Source organism: Pigmentiphaga kullae (assembly GCF_004216695.1).
Lineage (GTDB): Bacteria > Pseudomonadota > Gammaproteobacteria > Burkholderiales > Burkholderiaceae_B > Pigmentiphaga > Pigmentiphaga kullae.
In genome coordinates this window covers 239,686-258,672 of record NZ_SGXC01000001.1, presented here as the reverse complement: position 1 = coordinate 258,672, position 18,987 = coordinate 239,686, and the positions used below count along the sequence as shown (strand labels likewise).

The window sequence follows — 18,987 nt, the reverse complement described above, 5'->3', positions numbered from 1 at the left end:
GACCTAGATTTTATAGGATTCGTAGGTGGCAGGATGGAACAGCTCTTCCACGGGCACCTGACGCGACGACAGTCCCTGCGCGTGGTGATGCCGCACAAAGGTTTCCAGAGTCCGCATATTAGGTTGCACGCCGTAGGACCAGTAGTCCTCGCCCATCGTCTCTTTCGCGGCCTTCAGTTGCTCTTCAACGAAGGGCAGGGTGACCTTGGTGGCGGACGTGTCCGCCAGCTTGTCCAGTGCGGCAGCCTTGGACTTTTCAAACGCTTTGACCAGCGCCGCCGGCAGCCACGGGTGCTGCGCCGCCAGTTCCTTGCGCAGGCCCACCACATGCATGATGGGGAAGACGCCGGTGCGCTTGAAGTAGTCCTTGGCCACCGCGGTCGGATCATCGAACAGCCAGCCCACGTTCGGGTTGTGCCTCGCGGCGCCGCCTGGCGGGCGCGGGGCCATGAAGCCATCAATCTCGCCGCGATCCAGCAGGTCCGAAATCGTGCTGCCCTCGGGCGCATCAATCATCGTCACATTTCCCGGCAATTGCAGCTTGATCTTTTCCGGACGGCCGGGCTCGTCAATACCCCCGCGCACCCAGGTAACGTCTGATGGTTTTACACCGTAGTCGTCTTCAAGAATGGAGCGCGCCCACACGTTGGCCGTCAGCTGGTATTCGGGCACGCCGATTTTTTTGCCCTTCAGGTCACCCGGCGTCTTGATCCGGTCCTTACGCACGTAGATCGATGTATGCCGGAAGGCGCGCGACAGGAAGATTGGCAGCGCAATGTACGGGCATTCGCCCTTCGCATGCTTGACCAGATAGCTCGAGAACGACAGTTCGCTCACGTCGAAGTCGATGCTGCGGAACGCGCGAAAGAACATTTCTTCCGGGTTGAGCAGCATAAAGACCGGATCGACACCGTCGATCTGCACGCCGCCGTCGAACAACGCGCGGTTACGGTCATAGTCGCCCATGGCGATGGAAAGTCGCAGGTTCACATCTGTCTCCGTGACGATCAGGTCGTCTGGTAGTTGCTGTCGAGTTGTGGGGCGTTCGCGTCCGTGGTCCACACCGGGCGGGCGGCAAAGTCACGCCAGTCAGTAGTCTTCGGAATGATTGCCTGGAACGAGCAGATTTCAGACGGAATTCGCAAGTCGCCTGTGCCGATGGCCGGCTGGCCTTCCTGGAACGCCTTGACCGCTTCCAGCATCTGGCGCCGGAACTCGACGATTGCGAAATCGCTGGCGCCCAGCCGGTCGTCCGACCGATTGGCGATTGGACCCATCGTTACCCACATCGCGATGTCCTGATTTGGAAAGCCCGTGATGCCGGTGAAGTTGCCAGCTTTCATGGCCTGGCGATCCTGCTTGAAACGGTTATCGGCATTGCGGAATGGGTAGTATTGAGCATCAACGTCAATGCCGATCTGCGCGCCCAAGAACTTGCGCCAGGTTTCGGTATCCGGGGCTTTGGCCGGATCGCCCCAGGAAATGAAGTAGAACGCCGTATTCGTGTCGTCCATTGGAACGTTGATGTTGGCGACGTTGTACAGGTTGTTGGGCGGGATCAGCACGGTCCCTGGCGCCACGAATACGGTGGACCGCACATAGTTGTTCTCGGATGCCTTAGTGATCGGCCGGCGAATGGCCGCGTAGCGGAAACCGTAGCCACCCCACTGCACCTGCATGCGCGGCGCCTTGTCGGTCGACGGACGCAACCAGTTCTTGCCGGTCGCTTCGGCACCGCCAACGCGTGCAGGCAGAAAGTCGGACGAGTGCAGGCTGTCGCTGTGCGCCGAGTCGATCGCGCCCTCCAGGATCTGCGCCCAATTGCAAGGGATCAGGATCTTGGCAATGCTGACTTTAGTGTCTTTCGTGGGTGCCCAAGGCGGCGGCACGAACTCGGGGATGTTGTCTTGAGGACCCATATAGGCCCACACAAACCCACCCCATTCCTGCACCTTGTAGGCCTTGTGCTTGACCTTCTCCGTCATGGCACTGGCCGACGGCTCGGAAACCATCTCGATCACCGTGCCTTCCACGTCCATTTTCCAGCCGTGATACAGGCAACGCAGGCCGCACTCTTCATTGCGTCCATACACCAGCGATACGCGACGGTGCGGACAGAACTCATCCATGACACCTACGCGGCCTTCGGTATCGCGAAACACTACCAGGTCTTCGCCGAGCACGCGCGCCTTGACGGGCGTGCCATCGGGCTCGCTCACTTCCTCGCTCAGACAGACTGGGGTCCAGTGCCGGCGCATCAATTGGCCCATCGGGGCATCGCCCTCGACGCGGCACAGCAGATCGTTTTCTTCGTTGGTCAGCATGATTTGCCCTCGACAGATGTTTGCAGAATCTTTATTCGATTCGTTAGATATCTAACTAAATTGGAGTGTATGAGAAGCCTGGGGTTTTGTCCAATGCAGGTTGCTCTCTGCTCGAATTACTCAGCTTTGATGCCTGCTGCCTTGATCGCGCCTTGGTAGCGTTTTCCTTCCTCGGCAATGGCCGCGGCGTAACGATCAGCGGGACCACCAACCGGCTCAATTCCAAGGGTGTTCAATTGTTTGATGACTTCAGGCGTCTTGAGAGCACGAGTCACCTCAGCGTTTATTTTGGTAACCGCGTAGGACGGCGTCCCTGTTGCGGCCAGAACGCCGACTGTCACCGCGAAATTGAAGCCGGGAATGATTTCCGAGATAGCGGGGATGTCGGGAGCAAGCGCCGAGCGCGAAGCGGAATTTGTGGCCAGGATTTTTACCTTGCCGTTCTCGGCAAATCCCGACAAAGAAGGCAGGGCGGCGAATACAACGCCGACCTGATTGCCTACAAGCGCCGGCACCGACTGACCCGACCCTCGAAACGGCACATGGCTAATTTGAAGGTTCAGAGCAGCTTTGACTGCCTCCATGGTCAAGTGGTGGCTGCTGCCGATGCCTGATGATCCGTAATTCAACTCGCCCGGCTTACTTTTGGCTAGCGCAACGAATTCCTGAAGCGTGTTGACCTTGAGCTCTGTGTTTGCGGCTAGAAACAACGGCGATGTAGCAACGAGCGATACTGGAACGAAATCCTTGGCTGGGTCGTAGGCCAGGTTTTTATAAATGGCTGGATTGATCGACATCATTGAGCCGTCAGTGACCAAGAATGTGTATCCATCCCTGGGGGCGCTTTTCAACGTCTGGGCAGCAATCACCCCGTTGGCGCCTGGCTTGTTCTCGACGACCACACTCTGCCCCATGTGTTCGGTAAGACGCTGGGCTACGACGCGGGCGACTGTGTCTGGCAAGCCGCCCGGGGCGTAAGGCACCACGAAACGAATGACTCGATTCGGGTAGCTTGCGCCGTCATCGGCTGCGAATGCGGGGCCGATGGCCACGGAGGCCGCCGTCCCAAACAATGCAAGAGCTAGGGTCAGAGGAAGCGGGGTTGCCCGCAGGAAGGACAGGGACATGGAATGCTCCAGAAGCGGATAGGCGCGTGGTGCGCAAATGGGTTGAGTGAGAAGAAGCGTTGAAGGGCATGCGGCATTCGTCGCCGTTATGGCTGCTGATCCGCAACGATGCCCTACGACTTGATGACGTCTGTCCAGCGCGCCAGGTCGCTTGCGGCGAGTGCGCGCAGGGCGTCTGGCGTGGTGGATTTGGCCTCGATGCCCTGCTGAGCCAGTGTTTCGATCACCGCAGGGTCGGCCAGCGTGTTGCGTGTCTCAGTCTGAATCTGGCGCACGACGTCGGCCGGCGTGCCTGCTGGTGCAACTAACGCAATCCAGATGTCGCTGCGGTAGGCCGGGTAGCCAGCCTGGGCAATTGTTGGTACATCAGGGAGCAACTGCGCGCGAGATTCGCCGGCGACCGCCAGCGCCCGCAATTTGCCAGACTTGATGTGGGGAAGAACAGAATTGATCGGCGCAAACAGTACTTGCACTTGACCGGCAAGAACGTCCGCAGTTGCAGGCGCAGCGCCCTTGTACGGCACATGCGTCATCCGCACGCCAGCCAATTTGTTGAAAAGTTCAGCAGACAAATGCTGGGGCGAACCGGTTCCTGAAGATGCATAGTTCAACTTGGTTGGGTTCGCTTTGGCGTAACTGACCAACTGCGCGACATCCTTGGCTGGCAAACTGGGGTTGACGACCAGCACTATCGGAACCGTGCCCAGCAGACTGACGGGTGCGAAATCCTTGGCCGGGTCGAAGCCAAGTCGGTACAACGCCGGATTCACGGACATCACGTTGTTGGCAGCGATCAACAACGTGTAGCCGTCTGAGGGAGCGCGGGCAACGAGTTCAGCGCCAATGTTGCCCGCTGCACCAAGCTTGTTCTCAACGACGACCGGTTGGCCCCATGTCTTGCCAAGATGTTGACTTAAAGAACGGGCGAGAACGTCATTGCTGCCACCTGGCGTAAACGGAACGATCATCCGGATGGGCTTCTTTGGCCAGGCTCGATCGGCGTCTTGTGCGATCGCAGGCAGGGTGACAGCAAGAGCTAGCACGCCGGCGACGGCGAGTCGGAGGGGAGATGGCATGGTGATTCCAGACGTGAGTTAGCCCTTCGCACAGACGAAACTGCGCGAGGGGCGGAGTAGAAAAGTCAGTCGTATCCGTGCGTTCAGCGGCGGGCCCGAAGTCCAATCAAATGAGTGACGAGACCACGCCAGCGCGTCAAAGCGATGAGTGCAGCCAGGACAGCCAACCCGGCCAAAGCTTCGAGCGACATGCTGCCGCCTCCGCTCAGGACGGGACTGGAATCTGCCCGGTATCTTGGGGAAGCCCAGCCGTCGACGTAATCAAATAGGTTTTTGACGCTATTCGAATAGGCCGCAGCGCCACCTGTGTTCATGCAGTTGGCGCAGGGCGTGAAGCCATGCGTTGCGCCTTCAATGAACACCAGATCCTTGTCCTTGGCCGCCGAAGCATCAAATTCCTCTTCGGAGTCCCGGATGAACAGATAGCCTCCCATCCCCATGACAAGGGTTGGCACTGAGATCGCACCTACCGCGCAGATCGTTGAGTTGTTGCTCGAACAATGGTCGATCCCATCCAGCGAGTTTGTAGAGCGCACCGCTTGGGTGGACAGGAACGAGCGCAGCGATAACTGCTTCGTACCGCGGTTGAACGACATCGTCGAAGCCAGCGTATCGAGCTCCACTGGGCTCACGGTTGTCACAAGCTGGCGGTCGATCGAGCCATCGTTGCGGATCAACTTTTGAGGACGCTGGGTTTTGCGCAGTGAAATTTGCGGATCGAGGCTATGCAGCTGCGATGCTCCGCCAGGACCTGCTCCCGGATTGCCGCCATGCGGAATCGCGAATTGATCGTTGTCGGGGAAAGGCCCTTTGCCGGCCGCAATGTCTTTGGTGCGGCGATCAGCTTCGGCGATCAGCGAATTCATGCGGCGCGACTGGGCAGCAAAATAACGCGCTTGGAAGTCGGGTGAGTAAGTCGAGGCGCCCGCAGCGTTATAGCCATTGGCGGGGCTGTAAGGATCAAGCGCCGGATCAAAGGCGCCCGGCGTTTCGCGCAACACCGATCCATTCAGGCTACGAAGCAAGATGACCGGAACACCTGGGTGCGCATCGGCGAGGATCAGACCGTCGGCTGGGGGAAGATTCGCTAGGTCGTTATTGCAGGGAACGATCTTGCGCGTGTCCTGGCAAAAACCGATGCCTTTCTCCGCTACGGCTTGGTAAAAACTTACGGTCGGCCCGCCGCCGCTATGACCGAAGAGGATCACTTTCTCGATCCCCGGCTGCTTACGCAAATATTCGACACCGACCTTTACGTCGAGTGCAATGCGGTCCCAATCGACCTGGAACTCGTTGTTCTCGAAGCGGGTGTTCATGCAGAAAACCGCATACCCGCGCTTGGAAAGCTCCGAACAACCAATGTGGCTCAAATAATTGCCCGTGCGATGCACGATGAGAAAGGCCACCTTCGGATTGGGATTTGCGTCGGGCGTGTAGTACAGCGCCTTGACACCGCCACTCGTGTAGTAAGTCGGGCGGCTTTGGGCCTGAGCAGCGCCGCTTGCGCACGCAACAGCTGCGAGCAAACAGGCCACTATCCTGATTGGGTTCATTGTCTTGTCTCCTGATGTACGTCGTTATGTGCCGCCGCATTCGATGTCGCAGGCGTGCCATGCAGTTGGGCCAGAACGCTACCTCAACCTCTTCTAAAAAAGCTAAGCAATCTAATAATTTAATTAGCTCTCTAATAGAATATTGATTAAGGTTCGGTGTGTCAAGCGCATCGAGCCGATTCGAGTGAGAGGAGAAACCCTTGAGCTGCTTGCAATCGCGTACGAACCGGCAACGCGAAGGCGTGAGCACAAATCGGGAGGAATCCAAGCGGACTGAATTAGGCGCTTCGGAAAATGTCGATTGCACGCCGCAAAGCGCTCTCCTTCGCCACTTAGTTCTTCGCTATCAAGGGCGTTTATAGTGAGTGCCTTGCAGCAGCCCGGCTATGCTTCCGCCGGGTCACCTACCTCTGGCCATCTCTTAAACATGAAGCGTTGCGAAGCATGAATTCAAACGAAGAAACGCGGACCGTCCTCGACCATTGGCGCGAGGCCGTTCCCGACGATCGCCTGGCTCACCTTGTGAAAGACGCGACGCGCGCATTGGTACGCGGCCTTCAGATGCGTCTGACGGAGCATGATGTCTCGTTCGGGCACTGGGCGTTTTTACGGATCCTGTGGGAGTCTGATGGGCTGACGCAACGCGAATTGAGTGAGCAAGCTGGCGTGCAGGAACCGACCACCTTTTCGGCGATGAAGGCAATGGAAGCTTTGGGCTACGTCGAGCGCAAGCACCTGCCGGGCAACAAGAAGAACATGCATGTTTTCCTGACGCGCAAAGGTAAAGCACTGAAAAAGAAGCTGGTGCCGCTGGCTGAAGAAATCAATGACATCGGCACCAAGGGGCTTAAGCCCGCCGAGATCCGTACTGCGCGCAAAGTGCTGCTAGCGATCATTACTAACTTGGCCGAAGACGAGGCGCACGTGAACAATGCCTTCGACGCGGGAGCTCTCCCGACGCATAGCCGAGAGCGCCGAGCTCTGAGTGCGTGAGTTGCCGACCATGTCGCCGCCTCAAGAAGTGCCCCAAAGTGACAAACCGTTCGGGCGAGGCTTTGGCAATTCCAGTGCAGTCGTTTTGATGCTTCTCGTGCTTCAATTGTTGGCGCCGGAGTCGACGATGTCTCTGCGCTACGATCGCGCCGCAATTCTTGACGGCGAGGCGTGGCGCTTGCTTACCGGGCAGCTGGTACACCTTGGCTGGACTCATTGCCTGCTTAACGTAGGTGGGTGGATAGTGGGCGCATTGCTGTTTCCCAAATTGTTCGCCCGCCGCCGATTTTGGCTGGAAGTAGGTGCGATGGCGATAGGCGTTGGGCTCGGCCTGCTGTTGCTTGACCCGAAGTTAGCCCATTACGTAGGACTGTCGGGCGTGATCTATGGTGTGTTGGTGCGAGGCAGCTTGCCATCTGCGGGCCGCGACTGGCGTATGACCACTCTGTTGCTCCTGATAGTCGGTCGGCTTGCCTCCCAGGTTTGGGTTGGGCCCGGCGCATCGGAAGAGGAGATGATCGGCGGCGCGATCATCGTATCTGCTCATGTGTATGGTGCAATGATGGGCGCGTTGCTAAGTCTCGGCCCGCGAGTCCTACGGTAATGACCGCTCTTCTTCGCCTCGAAGGGCGTCTGGTGTGAGAACTGCATTCTCTAGAAGCCATACCGCTCGGCTGGGTTTTCGACCAGGATCTGCTCGAGAACAGCCGTATCAGGAATCCAGGCGGTCATCTGATCAAGCAGATCGGCCGTATCCGGCATCGAACCCTTCAAAGGACACGTGAGGCCAGTCGCTCCCCCATAGCAGGTGGTTAGCGTTTTGTTCCAGAAGCGCTTGAACGAATGGCACCAGGTCGCTGTATGGCGGAGAGGTGTTCGACAACCGGTATCCCGCAGAGAGCTTCACCCAAGTCCTTCCGCGCCCGACGAGCCTCAGCAACGCTTGGAATCCCTGTTGGTCAATGCCGTCGGAGGCTCGCAGAGATCCCAGGTGGTCTATGACCACGTCCACTGGAAGTCGGGCCAAGGTCGACTCCATGTCGGCCAGAGGCACGCCGCCTCCATCGTTCATCACGTGCAACTGCACATGCCAGCCCAACCGCTTAATCCTTTCGGCCAGGATGGGCATCTCGGTCAGCGGGGCGGCTCCCGCATGTTTAATCGTGTAACGCACGCCGCGCACGCCAGCTTCGTGCATTGCGTCGAGGTCTGGGTCCGGCGTATCGGCCCGTAACGCAGCGATCATCCGGGCTGGACGCCCGACTTCGCGCATCGCGTCAAGATGGCGCCGATTATCTACGCCGTACCCGCTTGGTTGAACCAGGACAACACGATCGATTCCCAGCCGATCAAGCGTGCCTGCCAAATCTGCGGGAAGCGCCTCGGGCACATCGAAAGTCCTCGTTGAAGCGAGCGTGTAATCGCTGTTCGGGCCGTAGACATGGACGTGGCAATCGGTCGCGCCCTGAGGCGCACGCACAGTGGGGCGGCGTTCCGAAGTCAACGGTGGTTGGCAAAGGATAGGCATAGGGTGTGCTCGGGGATGTCAGTAGATAAGGGAGCTTGATACGTCACTTGGCAGGCGTTATTCGAACCACTGGTCTTCATGCAGGCGATATGCGACTTCCTTGTTCTTTTCCGAGTAGCCATCGAAAGGCATGCCGTCAGGATCGACACGCGCAAGCACATCGGTATCCGGGTTGACGGCAGCGCCAATGCGCAGCATCACGAGCGGCTCGTTTGCTTCAGCCTGGAACCAGTAAAACGCGCCGCAAGGAATCAGCACGCACTCGTTTTTCACCACACGCCGCGTTTCTCCCCGCGGGCCGTAAAACAAGGCACTGCCTTGCATGACGACAAAGACATGATCCTCGTTCGAATGAGCGTGCAATTCGTTTTCACCGCCGCTCGCATAGGTCTTCAGCACCACGTTCATGTGCCGTGACGCGCCCAGTACCTGATTGGTGCGGCCCTCGATCGGAAGTCTCGCGCGAATTTTAAAAAAACTCGGTACGGCCGACTGCGACAAGCGGGCCATCTCATCTCGCCATTCATCGGCACTATTGGCAATAGGCGCGACGGGAGCAGCTTCAGTTGTGGGCAAACTCGACATGATGATTCCTTTATTGAGGGGCAATGCTGAATTTAAGGGGCGACGCGGAATCGCCGGGTTCATTGGATCTTGATTGCAGCGCGCTCGATGACGGGCTTCCAGCGGGCAGATTCCGCCCTAATCAGCTGCTTGAGCTCTGCGGACGTGCCGGCCTTTGGCACCAGACCGGCTCCCAACAGTTTTTCTTGAACGTCAGGCTTCTTTAAAGCAGCGCTGACTCCTGCCTCGATTTTTTGGATGACCGCGTCGGGTGTCCCGGCGGGAGCAACTAGCGCCATCCAAACAGCTACGTTCATCTCGTGCAAGCGCGGGTGATCGGCCGCTGGGCTCAATGCGGGCAGGTCCGGGATGCGAGTTTGGCTGAGGTTCGCAAGGGCGTGGAGCTTGCCACCCTTGATATGGGGAAGAGCTGTGGCAACGCCGTCGATGACGAACGTGACATCTTGTGAAAGCATCCCTTGGATTGTTCCGTTACTTCCGCGATAGGAGACGCCGACCATGTCCAGCCCCAGCTCACTCTTCAACATCTCGCCAGCCAACTGGGATGTGATAGTTCCGTAGCCATGAGAAATCTTGCCCGGCTGAGCGCGTGCCAATGCAGCAAGTTCATCAAGCGTCTTCGGGCCATCCTTCCCACTGACCAAGATCAGTGGAGAATCGGCCACCTTGGCGATTGGAGAAAAATCTTTCACCGGGTCATAAGAGAGCCGGCTATGGAGGAACTGATTCATGACGAGCGTGTTGTCCACAGCCATTAGCAGTGTGTAGCCGTCAGGAGCAGAGCGGGCGACCAGCTCGGCGCCTATCAACGTATTCGCGCCTGACTTGTTCTCCACAACGAAAGGCTGCCCAAGACTCTCTGAGAGGTGCTGGCCAAGCACGCGGGCCAAGATGCCGGTCGGTCCACCGGGCGGGAACGGCACCACCATACGGACGGGACGGCTGGGATACGCATTGCGCTCGGCAGCATGCGCCGGGGCCGTCGTTAGGACCATACGGGCTGCCATCATTGATGCAAAAGGGCGCCATCTCATATCTTGTCTCCTATCGAATTTTTATAAGATCTCGAGAATATCGTTCGAGTTCTAAGTATTTTATGGACTGTCAGACGATGCGCAATGTGCGATGACGCATTGAGCCTATTCGTTAGATGAATAGGGGAGCGGTGCCCGCAAAGACAGGCTCATTGAAATTCTGAATACTCTGTATTCGCGTCCACCGCTTGGCGGGCCAGCGGGCATGCTGAAGAATCCAGCCAAGCAAAAAAGCCGGCAACACGGCATGCCAACGGAGGACGACATGAACATTGCACATGGACCGGGCGCGTTATCCCGAACGGACTCGTGAGACAAATCAACTATGGGACGCGGGCCCGGCTGGGGCTGATCTTGCCTTCAGGAAATCAGCTCGCCGAGCCGCAGCTGGCCGCATTGATGCCTTCTGGTGTGTCCATGCACACGACCAGACTTGCGTTGACTGGATCGTCGCAGCATGAACTGATGCGGATGGCAGATAGCGTTGAAGAGGCGGCAAGCCTGCTGCGCGATGCTGAACCGGACTTGATCCTTTTCCATTGCACCGCCGTATCGTCATTCAGCGAAGCGCTCGAAGCGCAGCTTGTGCGACGTATCGAGTCATCGGGCGGACGCCGCGCAACTACCACTGCACAAGCCCTTATTGCATCGCTAACGGCCGTGGAAGCGAGACGCATCGTGATGCTGTCGCCCTACTGCGACGAGGTAAATGCTAGAGAAGCAACGTTCTTCCGGAGTGCTGGGTTTGATATTTGTGCGGTAGCGGGATTCGGCTTCCGAGGAGTTGCCGACATGATGGCCATTACTCCGGAGCGATGGAAGGAATTTGCGGTCGACCATCGCGATCCGTCCGCAGACGCATACGTGATCAGCTGCACGGCGACACGATCGTTGGAGGCGATACATGACTTGGAAGCAATATTGGGGCGACCGGTCATAACAAGCAACAGCGCTGCGTTCTGGCACGCCATGGCGCTCATGGGCATCGACGATCCAATCTCGGGAGCCGGTCAGCTTTTGATGCAACCCCTCCGCTCCGCTCGATAACAATTCAAAGATCAGGACAAAACATGCTGCCCAAGAGCCCTTTCACCGTTGTGCTGTCGTGCGCCTTGATCGCTCTGATGCCGATCAAAGTTCTGGCTGACACAGCGTCGTACCCGTCCCGCCCGGTACGCTTGGTTGTACCGTTTCCCGCCGGCGGGCCAGCAGACATCCTTGGCCGGATCATCGCCCAAGGTTTGAGCGAATCGTTGGGTCAGCAGGTCATCGTCGACAATAGAGGGGGAGCCAATACAGTTATCGGTGCGCAGACGGTCGCCCGTGCTGCGCCGGATGGTTACACCTTGCTATTGGCGATCGATTCCACTTTGGCAATGAATCCGAGCCTGTACAGCAAGCTCGCCTACGATCCTGCAAAGGACTTCGAACCGATTGGCCTTTTTGCAGAAGTGCCTTGCATCATTGCCGTATACAATTCGTTTCCGGCAGAGAATCTCGCACAGTTGTTGGCACTGGCCCGGGTAAGTCCTGGCAAGATCAACTTCGCCCATGGAACTGTGACCATGCATGTAGGCGGAGAGCTCCTCAATCAAATGGCCAAGGTGCGCATGACCCCTGTGGCCTACAAGGGTGGGGGGACGTCGATCGTCGCTGTGATGGGGGCGAGGTCCAGGTGACTATGGAAGCCGCGGCGACTATTGTTCCAAACGCACAGGCCGGTAAGGTCAGGCCGTTAGCCGTGATGGGCGCTCGTCGCATAGCAGCGATGCCCGATTTGCCCAGCGTCGCAGAGTCGGGCGTTCCTGGCTATGACGTCTCCGTGTGGCAAAGTTTGGTCGCACCAGCCGGCACTCCTCTGGAAATCATCAACCGACTCAACCGGGACATTACGGCGCTTATGAATCGCGCAGACACCAAGGCCACGCTAGAAAAGGTCGGTCTTGCACCCCTGACGAGCTCACCGCAGGAGCTTGCCGCATTCATAAAGGCAGAAACGGCCAAATGGTCGGCCGTGATTCAGGATGTTGGGCTGCGTATCAACTAGACGACCCCACAGCCGAACTTGGGGTAAAGCCTCGCCTACCAGTAGACCAGATCGTGGGATGATCTTGACTTTTGCTGGGTGGCTTCATGGGCTTACACGGACTGGACCTGAATTTTCTGCTGGTATTCGAAGCGCTGTGGGAGACACGCAGCGTGTCGCGCGCAAGCGAAAAACTTGGCCTTAGCCAGCCAGCGACAAGCCATGCACTTGCAAAAATGCGGTCGCTCTTCAATGACCCCCTTTTTGTGCGTGTCAAGAACGACATGCAGCCCACTCCTCGCGCCGTCGAGATGGCCCAACCGATCCAGCAGGTCTTGGAATTTACGCGCGTCCAGATCCTTAGCACGCAGCCGTTCGATGCAGCGCGCGCAGACAAGACGTTCACATTCTGCATGACCGACGTTGGCGAAACCGCCTATCTGCCGGCGATCGTCGAAGAAATACGGCGAACCGCTCCGGATGTCCGTCTCAGGACCGTTTCGCCAATTGCCGCCAAGATTGAAGAGACACTTGAATCAGGAGTCGTCGATCTTGCGCTCGGCTATTTTCCTGACCTAAAAAACCAGGGCATGTTTCAGCAAAACATTCTACGGACCAGCGGCTTCGTCTGTTTGACCGATAAAGACAATCCGCGGCTCGACGGCGGGCAGTTGTCCATGGATGCTTTTATAGGCAGCACCCACGTCGCGATCAAGACCGAAGGGCGAAGCCAGGAGGTCATCGACAAGACAATGCAGGATCTCAAGATCAGGCGCCGCATTTTCCTAGTCGTTCCTCACTTTCTTAGCTTGCTGAGTTTGATCCCGCATACGGAACTGGTTGCCATCATCCCGGTGGACGTATCGTTGGCGTTTCAGAACAACCCACGCTTGGTAATCCATCCGCTGCCCTTCTCGAGTCCGACCGTAGAAGTGACGCAGGTATGGCATGCCAAGCATCACAAGGACGCATCAAATTTGTGGTTAAGGGGTCTTGTGCGGCGGGTGCTCCAGCATCGTTGATCCGGCGGCCCGGACGTATAGCTCTCCTTGGGCGTCACTTACGACCACAGGATTGGTTTGAGGGACAACTTGGTATAGCTCGGAGGCACATTAAATTGACGATGAGCTCAGAAGGCTTGATCATTTTCATACGGAGCAGGTGGAGACGTGCGTCCACGTTGCGACGGCGATACCAACTCCTTCGGACTACGACCTGTCTAATTCGGTCAATTTCGAGTGGCTACGCGTCCATAGGGCAAGCCCCGTGCACGCTGCGCCAGCGCAGTTAAGCACCAATTGCTTCCGCCAGTCGACATCCATCACGACTGCGATCGCCAGAGGTTGCCGGAAAGCGCCGCTTGTGGTTTCAATGCCGTGTCATGGTTCTTCATCGGCCAGAAAACCGGGAACGGAAAACTCGATCACGCGTGCGGTCAACGCTGCAAAGTCGGGCGTGTTTCCCGGCTTTTGCAGCAGCTTGCTGAAACTGTGTTCGTCGACGCGGGTAGCAAGCATCACTGCTCCGCTCATGAAGAAGAGCCGCCGCACCAAGCTCTCCCGGGAAAGGTGCGGCGCGAGCTTGCGCATCAGGTTCAAAAAGCGCTCGTTGACCTCCGTGTAGGTCTCGGCAATCAACTGGTTAAGCAGATCCCGCTGTTCTTCACCCAAGCTGAAGGACAGCGCCGCAGTGGGCCGTGAGCCGTGAATGAATGCCGGCTGGAAGATGGGCTCGATCCACGCACGCAGTACATCTTCAACCGAGTACCCGCCTGCCTTTTCCAGCCGCATGAAGTTGTCCGTGCGTTGCTGGTTCATTGGCGCAATGGCGTTCTGAAACACAATGCGGAACAGTTCCTCTTTGCTGCCAAAGTGATAGGCGATCAGCGCAGAATTGACGCCAGCATTTGAAGCTATCGTCCGGATCGACGCTGCCGAAAATCCTTTTTCAAAGAACTGGTCCTCTGCGGCCTTGATGAGCCGCTCGCGCGCGTTGGGGACTTCGACGGAAGCCGCACGTCGCCTTTTCGGGGGGGCGGTCGTCATCTCGTCTGGCCCGGCAGACAGACGATTTGAATCAGTGTCACGTGAAGGGTTCCTTGGCTGGTCGGGTGGTCGTAAGTCTAAGGGAAAACGACGACCCCAAACTCGTGTTCAGGCAATTGCTAAGTTCAACTCTTGCAGCCTACTATTAATCACTGATTAACGTAATTGATCACTGATTAGATGGCAGGGGACACATGGATAGGGCGACGAACCAAACGACGGACGACTTGCAATGCAGGCAGGTGGCGCAAGGCTGGATAGATGCCTTTGCATCGGCATTGGAGGAGGGCGATTACGGCGCCGGTGCAGGCCTGTTTCGCGACGACGGTTACTGGCGCGACATTCTGAGCTCACGTGGGATGTTGTGACCTTCCAAGGTCCGGAACAAATTGCGCAGGCGTTGCAGGCTACCCATCCTTTGTGCCGAGCGCGTCGCTTCCAGCTCGATGTTCAGCCACCTGTGCGAAGCGAACTTGGCCCACATTCCACAATTGACGCCTTCTTCCTTTTCGAAACGGACACAGTGCTCGGACGCGGGTTCGTCCGCCTCGTATCAAATGCCGATGATCCAGAAACCGCGCAGGCGCTGAACGTCCTGACGCTGGTGAAGGAGCTCAAAGGCTATCCGGGTGATCCGTTCGTGCACAGGCGGCGGGAGAACACGCCTCAGCGCAGTGTGGAGAACTGGGCCGACCGCCGCAAGCGCGATGCGGCCTTTGAAGGTGTGGACCCCGAAGTGGTCATTGTCGGCGCCGGGCAAGCGGGTCTCGCGCTCGGTGCGCGCTTGAACCAGCTGGATGTCAGCACCCTCATCGTCGACAAGATGGAACGAGTCGGGGATAACTGGCGTAAGCGCTATCACTCGTTGACGCTCCATAACGAGATCTGCACCAACCACCTGCCTTATCTGTCGTTTCCTGAAACTTGGCCGGTCTACATCCCGAAGGACATGCTCGCGAACTTCATGGAGTTCTACGCGATGAGCATGGAGCTGAATATCTGGACGAGCACGACGTTTCTTGGCGGCGAGTACGATCCGGCGCAAAAGCGCTGGACCGTGCAAGTCCAGCGCGCGGATGGCAGTGTCCGGACGCTGCGTCCAAGCCAGGTCGTCATGGCGGTAGGGGTCAGCGGCATCCCCTCCATTCCAACCATACCGGGTATGGACCAGTACACCGGGCAGGTCGTGCATTCGAGCCGCTCGACCCATGATCTCGATGTAGCCGGCAAATCGGTGCTCGTGGTGGGGGCCGGGACGAGTGCACACGACATCGCGCAGGATCTGCACCTGCGCGGTGCCGACGTGACAATGCTCCAACGATCCTCGACGACCGTCGTGGGGCTGGAACCGGCGTCGGTACGAGCGTACTCGCTGTATCGACAAAACGAAGGTCGCCGCCCGATCGCAGACACCGACCTGATATTGGCGGACCGGGCCTCGCTGGCCCGTATCAGTGCGTTCATCGGGCATGGCAACGAGGACACGAAGCTGCCTGTCGAGTGGGCAAATCGCGCGGATAAGTGGCTGTCGGATCTTGGGATCGCGCACGACACCTGTTTGCATCCTGGCGACCATGGCATCTCTAAGGCAATGCTAGCGGACTTCACATCCTGGTTTGATAAGGTGTTGCGGTAGCGCCTGGACTTCCGCCCAGGCGCGCACGCAATTCGCTCTAACGCGTCACCAGCAATGTTCCTGCTAATGCATATCGTCCTTTGGACGACAGCGCATTGGTGTAATCGGATGCTCTCACGACGGTCCCCTCCAGGTCTTGCAATAAGCACAATAGTGCAGACATTTATTCTTTGATCGCTAAGTTAGCGTGAGTAATCATGCATTTTATTGCGTCGTTCAGTCTTTAGGTGCTTACCCGATCATGCAAGGTCGATTCAATCCTGGGAGTTTCGATTGACGAGTGCTTTGCCTGCTTTTTCTTGTATGTGGCTATACATAGAATCCATTGATCGACCCCGACGTCCCGAAGGTCATCTGACTATTTGCACAATACCGGAGCAGTCATGAAGTTGTACGTCTACGAGCACTGCCCATTTTGCGTTCGCGCGCGCATGATCTTTGGTTTGCGCAAGATGCAGTGCGAGGTCATTTACCTGCCCAACGACGACGAAGCGACGCCAAACGCTCTGATCGGAAGAAAGATGCTTCCCATTCTCGAATTGGACAGCGGCGAAGTGCTTAGCGAAAGTTTGGACATCGTGGGGCGCGTCGATCAGCTCACAGGCAAGCGTGCGTTGACCCAGCCGGTGGTTGACGGAGTGGGCGCGTGGATCGACACCCACTCGGCGACCATCTACAAGCTGGCGATCCCGCGCTGGGCTTACTCCGACTTTCCGGAGTTTCGCGATCTCAGCGCACGCCAATACTTCATAGACAAGAAGCAGCGGGTGTTCGGCACCTTCTCTCCACTCGTGAGCGTAAGTGGCGTTCTTGTCGACAGCGCCAACAAGGCTCTTGTGGATCTGGAGCGCTTACTCAAGCGTTCGAAAATGTCTGAAACGACCTGGTCCACTACAGATGTATTGCTCTTTCCGGTACTGCGGTCCCTGTCGATTGTGAAGGGAATCGTCTGGCCTGCTGGGGTGCTCGCATGGTGCGAGCGCATGTCGGAAGCGTGCGAAGTGCCCCTGCACACCGATATCGCCCTCTGATCGATTTGACACGGTCACCCGAAAGCGTCGAGAGCGAAGTCCAGAAAGGTCCGTAGCTTCGGGGTGACGCGCCGATCAGGCGCATACAAAACATGCATTTCCCGCGATGGCACCTTGTAGTCGTGGAGAATTTGGACAAGCGTGTCGTCGGCCAGCGCCTCGCGCACCACCTCCAGCGGTTGCAGGAGAACGCCCAGACCTGCGACCGCAGCACGTAAAAGCGGCTCACCGTGGTCTGCGACAAAGCGGCTGGAGATAGGGACAACGACCGTTCCTTCCGGCCCATCGAACGTCCAACGGGCACGCAGTTCGGTGTGGGCGAATCCAAGACAGGCATGACGTGCGAGATCGGCCGGGGTGGCGAGGGGCGGACTGCTCGCCAGGTAGGATGGCGCCGCGCACGCTGACAAACGATAGGGCGCCAGCGCCCGTGCAATCAGCCCGCTGTCCGACAAGGTGCCAATGCGAAATACCGCGTCATAGCCTTCGTCGATAAGGTCAACCGTCCGATTGCTCAAGGTCAGCTCAACGTCCACCTTGGGATAGGCCTTCAAAAAATCCGGCAGGGCAGGTGCGAGCGTGTGCATACCAAAGCTGACCGGCGCATTGATCCGAAGCTTTCCTGTCGGGACCACTCGAGTTTCAGCGGCCAGGCCTTCAGCAGCCTCGACCTCGGCAAGAATGATTTTTGCTCGGTCATAGAACAGGCGGCCGAAGTCCGTGACGCTCTGGCGCCGAGTGGTGCGCGCCAGAAGGCGCATGCCAAGACGATGCTCAAGGCCTTGTACATGTTTACCGACGAGTTGGGGCGACATGTTGAGCGCGTCGCCCGCAGCACTGAACGACCCAAGATCAACGGCCTTGACGAAGATGGCGAGGCTCGTGAGCCGGTCCATGAGGAATTCCTTGTTCGATGCGGCAGAACGCTTTCCAAACGGCCCGTTTGCAATGATGAACCAAACCAGCAATTTATCTCGATTCTTATCATATCTACACTGAATCGCTACCCTTATTTCAGGAACACCCATCATGCTGCGACGTCTTGCCGTTGCCTTCGGCATTGCCCTGGTCTCTGCCTCTACAGCCATAGCCGAACCCGCAATTCAGGTGCTGGGCGGCGATTTCGCCTTTCCCAACCGCATTGAGGGCGTGCCACAGCGGCTGTCAGATTTCCCGTCGCTTCAAATCAATCGGTTCACCACATCGGACGGAGTCGACCTGGCGTACTGGGAAGCCGGCCAAGGCAAGCCCTTGATCTTCATTCCGGGATGGTCAGCGAACGGCGCCGAATTCGTCAACGTCATGTATTTGCTGAGCAAGCACTACCACGTGTACGTGCTCGACCCGCGTAACCAGGGGCTCTCGCAGCGCGTCGCTCATGGCGGCAGGATCGCCAGATTTGCCATGGACCTGAAGGAATTGGGTGATCACCTGGGAGTCAAAAAGGCGGACTATGCGGGATGGTCCATGGGCGCCTCTGTGTTGTGGAGCTACATCGATCTGTTTGGCACGAAGTCGATCAACAAGGTTGTCTTTGTCGACGAGCCTGTCTCGATCTATTCGCATCAGGACTGGACCGAGCAGGAGCGGCTCGATGCCGGGGGGACGACGACCTCGCCGGAGCGCATGGTGTCCGGCTTTACGCAAGGTACGCCCCTGAACAGCCTGGTTACCGACTTGGCGCCATGGCAACGGGCCATGGAGATGGACTCGCCGTACTACGTGAATTCAGAAGCGTTTGCGCGCACGTACATCAAGAACGACCCGCAGGCGATCGCCCGAGTCCTGTTCGACCACATCACCAACGACTGGCGCGACGTGATTAAGAACAAGATTGACGTGCCCGTGGCCGTGTTCTCTGGTGAGTACAGCAACAATCTTCCAAGTCAGCGCTGGATTCATAAAACCGTTCCAGGCTCTGCCCTATACGTCTACGCGAAAGAAGAGCAGGGCGATCATTTCCTGATGTTCAAAAACCCGCTGAAGTTCACGCGAGATCTCATGAAGTTCCTCGACAAATAGTCAGTTG

At 57.7% G+C, this 18,987-nt stretch carries 16 protein-coding genes and 2 pseudogenes; 8 read left to right on the top strand and 10 right to left on the bottom strand.

Features of this window, described 5'->3' with window-relative positions; translation table 11 throughout:
* Positions 1-3: 3 nt before the first annotated feature.
* From EV675_RS01260 to EV675_RS01240, 5 genes are all read right to left on the bottom strand, one after another.
* Positions 4-966: an ABC transporter substrate-binding protein gene (locus EV675_RS01260; RefSeq protein WP_130357861.1), complete on the bottom strand. Its 963-nt coding sequence runs from the start codon at positions 964-966 to the stop codon at positions 4-6.
* 41 nt (positions 967-1,007) lie between these two features.
* The gene (locus EV675_RS01255; RefSeq protein ID WP_130355626.1) at positions 1,008-2,324 is read right to left on the bottom strand and encodes a Rieske 2Fe-2S domain-containing protein; all 1,317 of its coding nucleotides are present in this window, start codon (positions 2,322-2,324) and stop codon (positions 1,008-1,010) included.
* A 116-nt stretch (positions 2,325-2,440) separates the two neighbouring features.
* A complete protein-coding gene (locus EV675_RS01250) occupies positions 2,441-3,451 on the bottom strand; it encodes a Bug family tripartite tricarboxylate transporter substrate binding protein (RefSeq protein WP_130355625.1) in 1,011 nt (336 codons plus the stop codon).
* A gap of 113 nt (positions 3,452-3,564) precedes the next feature.
* Complete coding sequence (locus EV675_RS01245) at positions 3,565-4,527, bottom strand: Bug family tripartite tricarboxylate transporter substrate binding protein (protein WP_130355624.1); 963 nt, start codon at positions 4,525-4,527, stop codon at positions 3,565-3,567.
* Positions 4,528-4,610: 83 nt separating this feature from the next.
* Entirely contained in the window at positions 4,611-6,080 is a 1,470-nt protein-coding gene (locus EV675_RS01240; RefSeq protein ID WP_130355623.1) for an alpha/beta hydrolase family protein, read from the bottom strand.
* Positions 6,081-6,524: 444 nt separating this feature from the next.
* Between EV675_RS01240 and EV675_RS01235 the strand changes: the two are divergent.
* Both EV675_RS01235 and rrtA read left to right on the top strand, forming a co-directional pair.
* Positions 6,525-7,065, top strand: a pseudogene (locus tag EV675_RS01235) (MarR family winged helix-turn-helix transcriptional regulator).
* A 135-nt stretch (positions 7,066-7,200) separates the two neighbouring features.
* Entirely contained in the window at positions 7,201-7,677 is a 477-nt protein-coding gene (gene rrtA / locus EV675_RS01230; RefSeq protein WP_165404371.1) for a rhombosortase, read from the top strand.
* 132 nt (positions 7,678-7,809) lie between these two features.
* Here rrtA and EV675_RS01225 read toward each other — a convergent pair whose 3' ends face one another.
* The 3 genes from EV675_RS01225 to EV675_RS01215 are packed head-to-tail and all read right to left on the bottom strand — an operon-like array spanning position 7,810 to position 10,220.
* A complete protein-coding gene (locus tag EV675_RS01225; RefSeq protein WP_229828157.1) occupies positions 7,810-8,601 on the bottom strand; it encodes an amidohydrolase family protein in 792 nt (263 codons plus the stop codon).
* 57 nt (positions 8,602-8,658) lie between these two features.
* Complete coding sequence (locus EV675_RS01220) at positions 8,659-9,186, bottom strand: cupin domain-containing protein (RefSeq protein WP_229828156.1); 528 nt, start codon at positions 9,184-9,186, stop codon at positions 8,659-8,661.
* 59 nt (positions 9,187-9,245) lie between these two features.
* On the bottom strand, positions 9,246-10,220 hold the full coding sequence (locus EV675_RS01215) for a Bug family tripartite tricarboxylate transporter substrate binding protein (protein ID WP_130355620.1): 975 nt from the start codon (positions 10,218-10,220) through the stop codon (positions 9,246-9,248).
* 309 nt (positions 10,221-10,529) lie between these two features.
* Here EV675_RS01215 and EV675_RS01210 point away from each other — a divergent pair, with 309 nt between their 5' ends.
* The 3 genes and pseudogenes from EV675_RS01210 (at position 10,530) to EV675_RS01195 (ending at position 13,268) form a co-directional block, all read left to right on the top strand.
* The gene (locus EV675_RS01210) at positions 10,530-11,267 is read left to right on the top strand and encodes a maleate cis-trans isomerase family protein (protein WP_130355619.1); all 738 of its coding nucleotides are present in this window, start codon (positions 10,530-10,532) and stop codon (positions 11,265-11,267) included.
* A gap of 23 nt (positions 11,268-11,290) precedes the next feature.
* Positions 11,291-12,267: pseudogene (locus EV675_RS30265) on the top strand (Bug family tripartite tricarboxylate transporter substrate binding protein).
* An 86-nt stretch (positions 12,268-12,353) separates the two neighbouring features.
* Positions 12,354-13,268, top strand: a complete 915-nt coding sequence (locus EV675_RS01195) for a LysR family transcriptional regulator (RefSeq protein WP_130355616.1) — start codon at positions 12,354-12,356, stop codon at positions 13,266-13,268.
* A 357-nt stretch (positions 13,269-13,625) separates the two neighbouring features.
* Here the strand turns inward: EV675_RS01195 and EV675_RS01190 are convergent, their stop codons facing one another.
* Positions 13,626-14,291, bottom strand: coding sequence for a TetR/AcrR family transcriptional regulator (locus tag EV675_RS01190; protein WP_130355615.1), 666 nt, complete (start codon positions 14,289-14,291; stop codon positions 13,626-13,628).
* Positions 14,292-14,655: 364 nt separating this feature from the next.
* On the opposite strand from EV675_RS01190, the gene EV675_RS01185 reads away from it, so the two are divergent.
* Positions 14,656-15,927, top strand: a complete 1,272-nt coding sequence (locus tag EV675_RS01185; RefSeq protein WP_165404370.1) for an NAD(P)-binding domain-containing protein — start codon at positions 14,656-14,658, stop codon at positions 15,925-15,927.
* A 383-nt stretch (positions 15,928-16,310) separates the two neighbouring features.
* Positions 16,311-16,958: a glutaredoxin 2 gene (grxB, locus tag EV675_RS01180; protein ID WP_130355613.1), complete on the top strand. Its 648-nt coding sequence runs from the start codon at positions 16,311-16,313 to the stop codon at positions 16,956-16,958.
* Between the two features lie 14 nt (positions 16,959-16,972).
* On the opposite strand, the gene EV675_RS01175 is transcribed toward grxB, so the two are convergent.
* On the bottom strand, positions 16,973-17,854 hold the full coding sequence (locus EV675_RS01175; protein WP_130355612.1) for a LysR family transcriptional regulator: 882 nt from the start codon (positions 17,852-17,854) through the stop codon (positions 16,973-16,975).
* A gap of 133 nt (positions 17,855-17,987) precedes the next feature.
* On the opposite strand from EV675_RS01175, the gene EV675_RS01170 reads away from it, so the two are divergent.
* Positions 17,988-18,980 (top strand): alpha/beta fold hydrolase, encoded by a 993-nt coding sequence (locus EV675_RS01170; RefSeq protein WP_130355611.1) that lies wholly within the window; start codon positions 17,988-17,990, stop codon positions 18,978-18,980.
* Positions 18,981-18,987: the final 7 nt, after the last annotated feature.

Bases quoted from the DNA above. Each gene is read 5' to 3' on its own strand.
- EV675_RS01260 (WP_130357861.1), bottom strand. From the start codon at position 966: ATGGGCGACTATGACCGTAACCGCGCGTTGTTCGACGGCGGCGTGCAG.
- EV675_RS01255 (WP_130355626.1), bottom strand. From the start codon at position 2,324: ATGCTGACCAACGAAGAAAACGATCTGCTGTGCCGCGTCGAGGGCGAT.
- EV675_RS01250 (WP_130355625.1), bottom strand. From the start codon at position 3,451: ATGTCCCTGTCCTTCCTGCGGGCAACCCCGCTTCCTCTGACCCTAGCT.
- EV675_RS01245 (WP_130355624.1), bottom strand. From the start codon at position 4,527: ATGCCATCTCCCCTCCGACTCGCCGTCGCCGGCGTGCTAGCTCTTGCT.
- EV675_RS01240 (WP_130355623.1), bottom strand. From the start codon at position 6,080: ATGAACCCAATCAGGATAGTGGCCTGTTTGCTCGCAGCTGTTGCGTGC.
- rrtA (WP_165404371.1), top strand. From the start codon at position 7,201: ATGTCTCTGCGCTACGATCGCGCCGCAATTCTTGACGGCGAGGCGTGG.
- EV675_RS01225 (WP_229828157.1), bottom strand. From the start codon at position 8,601: ATGCCTATCCTTTGCCAACCACCGTTGACTTCGGAACGCCGCCCCACT.
- EV675_RS01220 (WP_229828156.1), bottom strand. From the start codon at position 9,186: ATGTCGAGTTTGCCCACAACTGAAGCTGCTCCCGTCGCGCCTATTGCC.
- EV675_RS01215 (WP_130355620.1), bottom strand. From the start codon at position 10,220: ATGAGATGGCGCCCTTTTGCATCAATGATGGCAGCCCGTATGGTCCTA.
- EV675_RS01195 (WP_130355616.1), top strand. From the start codon at position 12,354: ATGGGCTTACACGGACTGGACCTGAATTTTCTGCTGGTATTCGAAGCG.
- EV675_RS01190 (WP_130355615.1), bottom strand. From the start codon at position 14,291: ATGACGACCGCCCCCCCGAAAAGGCGACGTGCGGCTTCCGTCGAAGTC.
- grxB (WP_130355613.1), top strand. From the start codon at position 16,311: ATGAAGTTGTACGTCTACGAGCACTGCCCATTTTGCGTTCGCGCGCGC.
- EV675_RS01175 (WP_130355612.1), bottom strand. From the start codon at position 17,854: ATGGACCGGCTCACGAGCCTCGCCATCTTCGTCAAGGCCGTTGATCTT.
- EV675_RS01170 (WP_130355611.1), top strand. From the start codon at position 17,988: ATGCTGCGACGTCTTGCCGTTGCCTTCGGCATTGCCCTGGTCTCTGCC.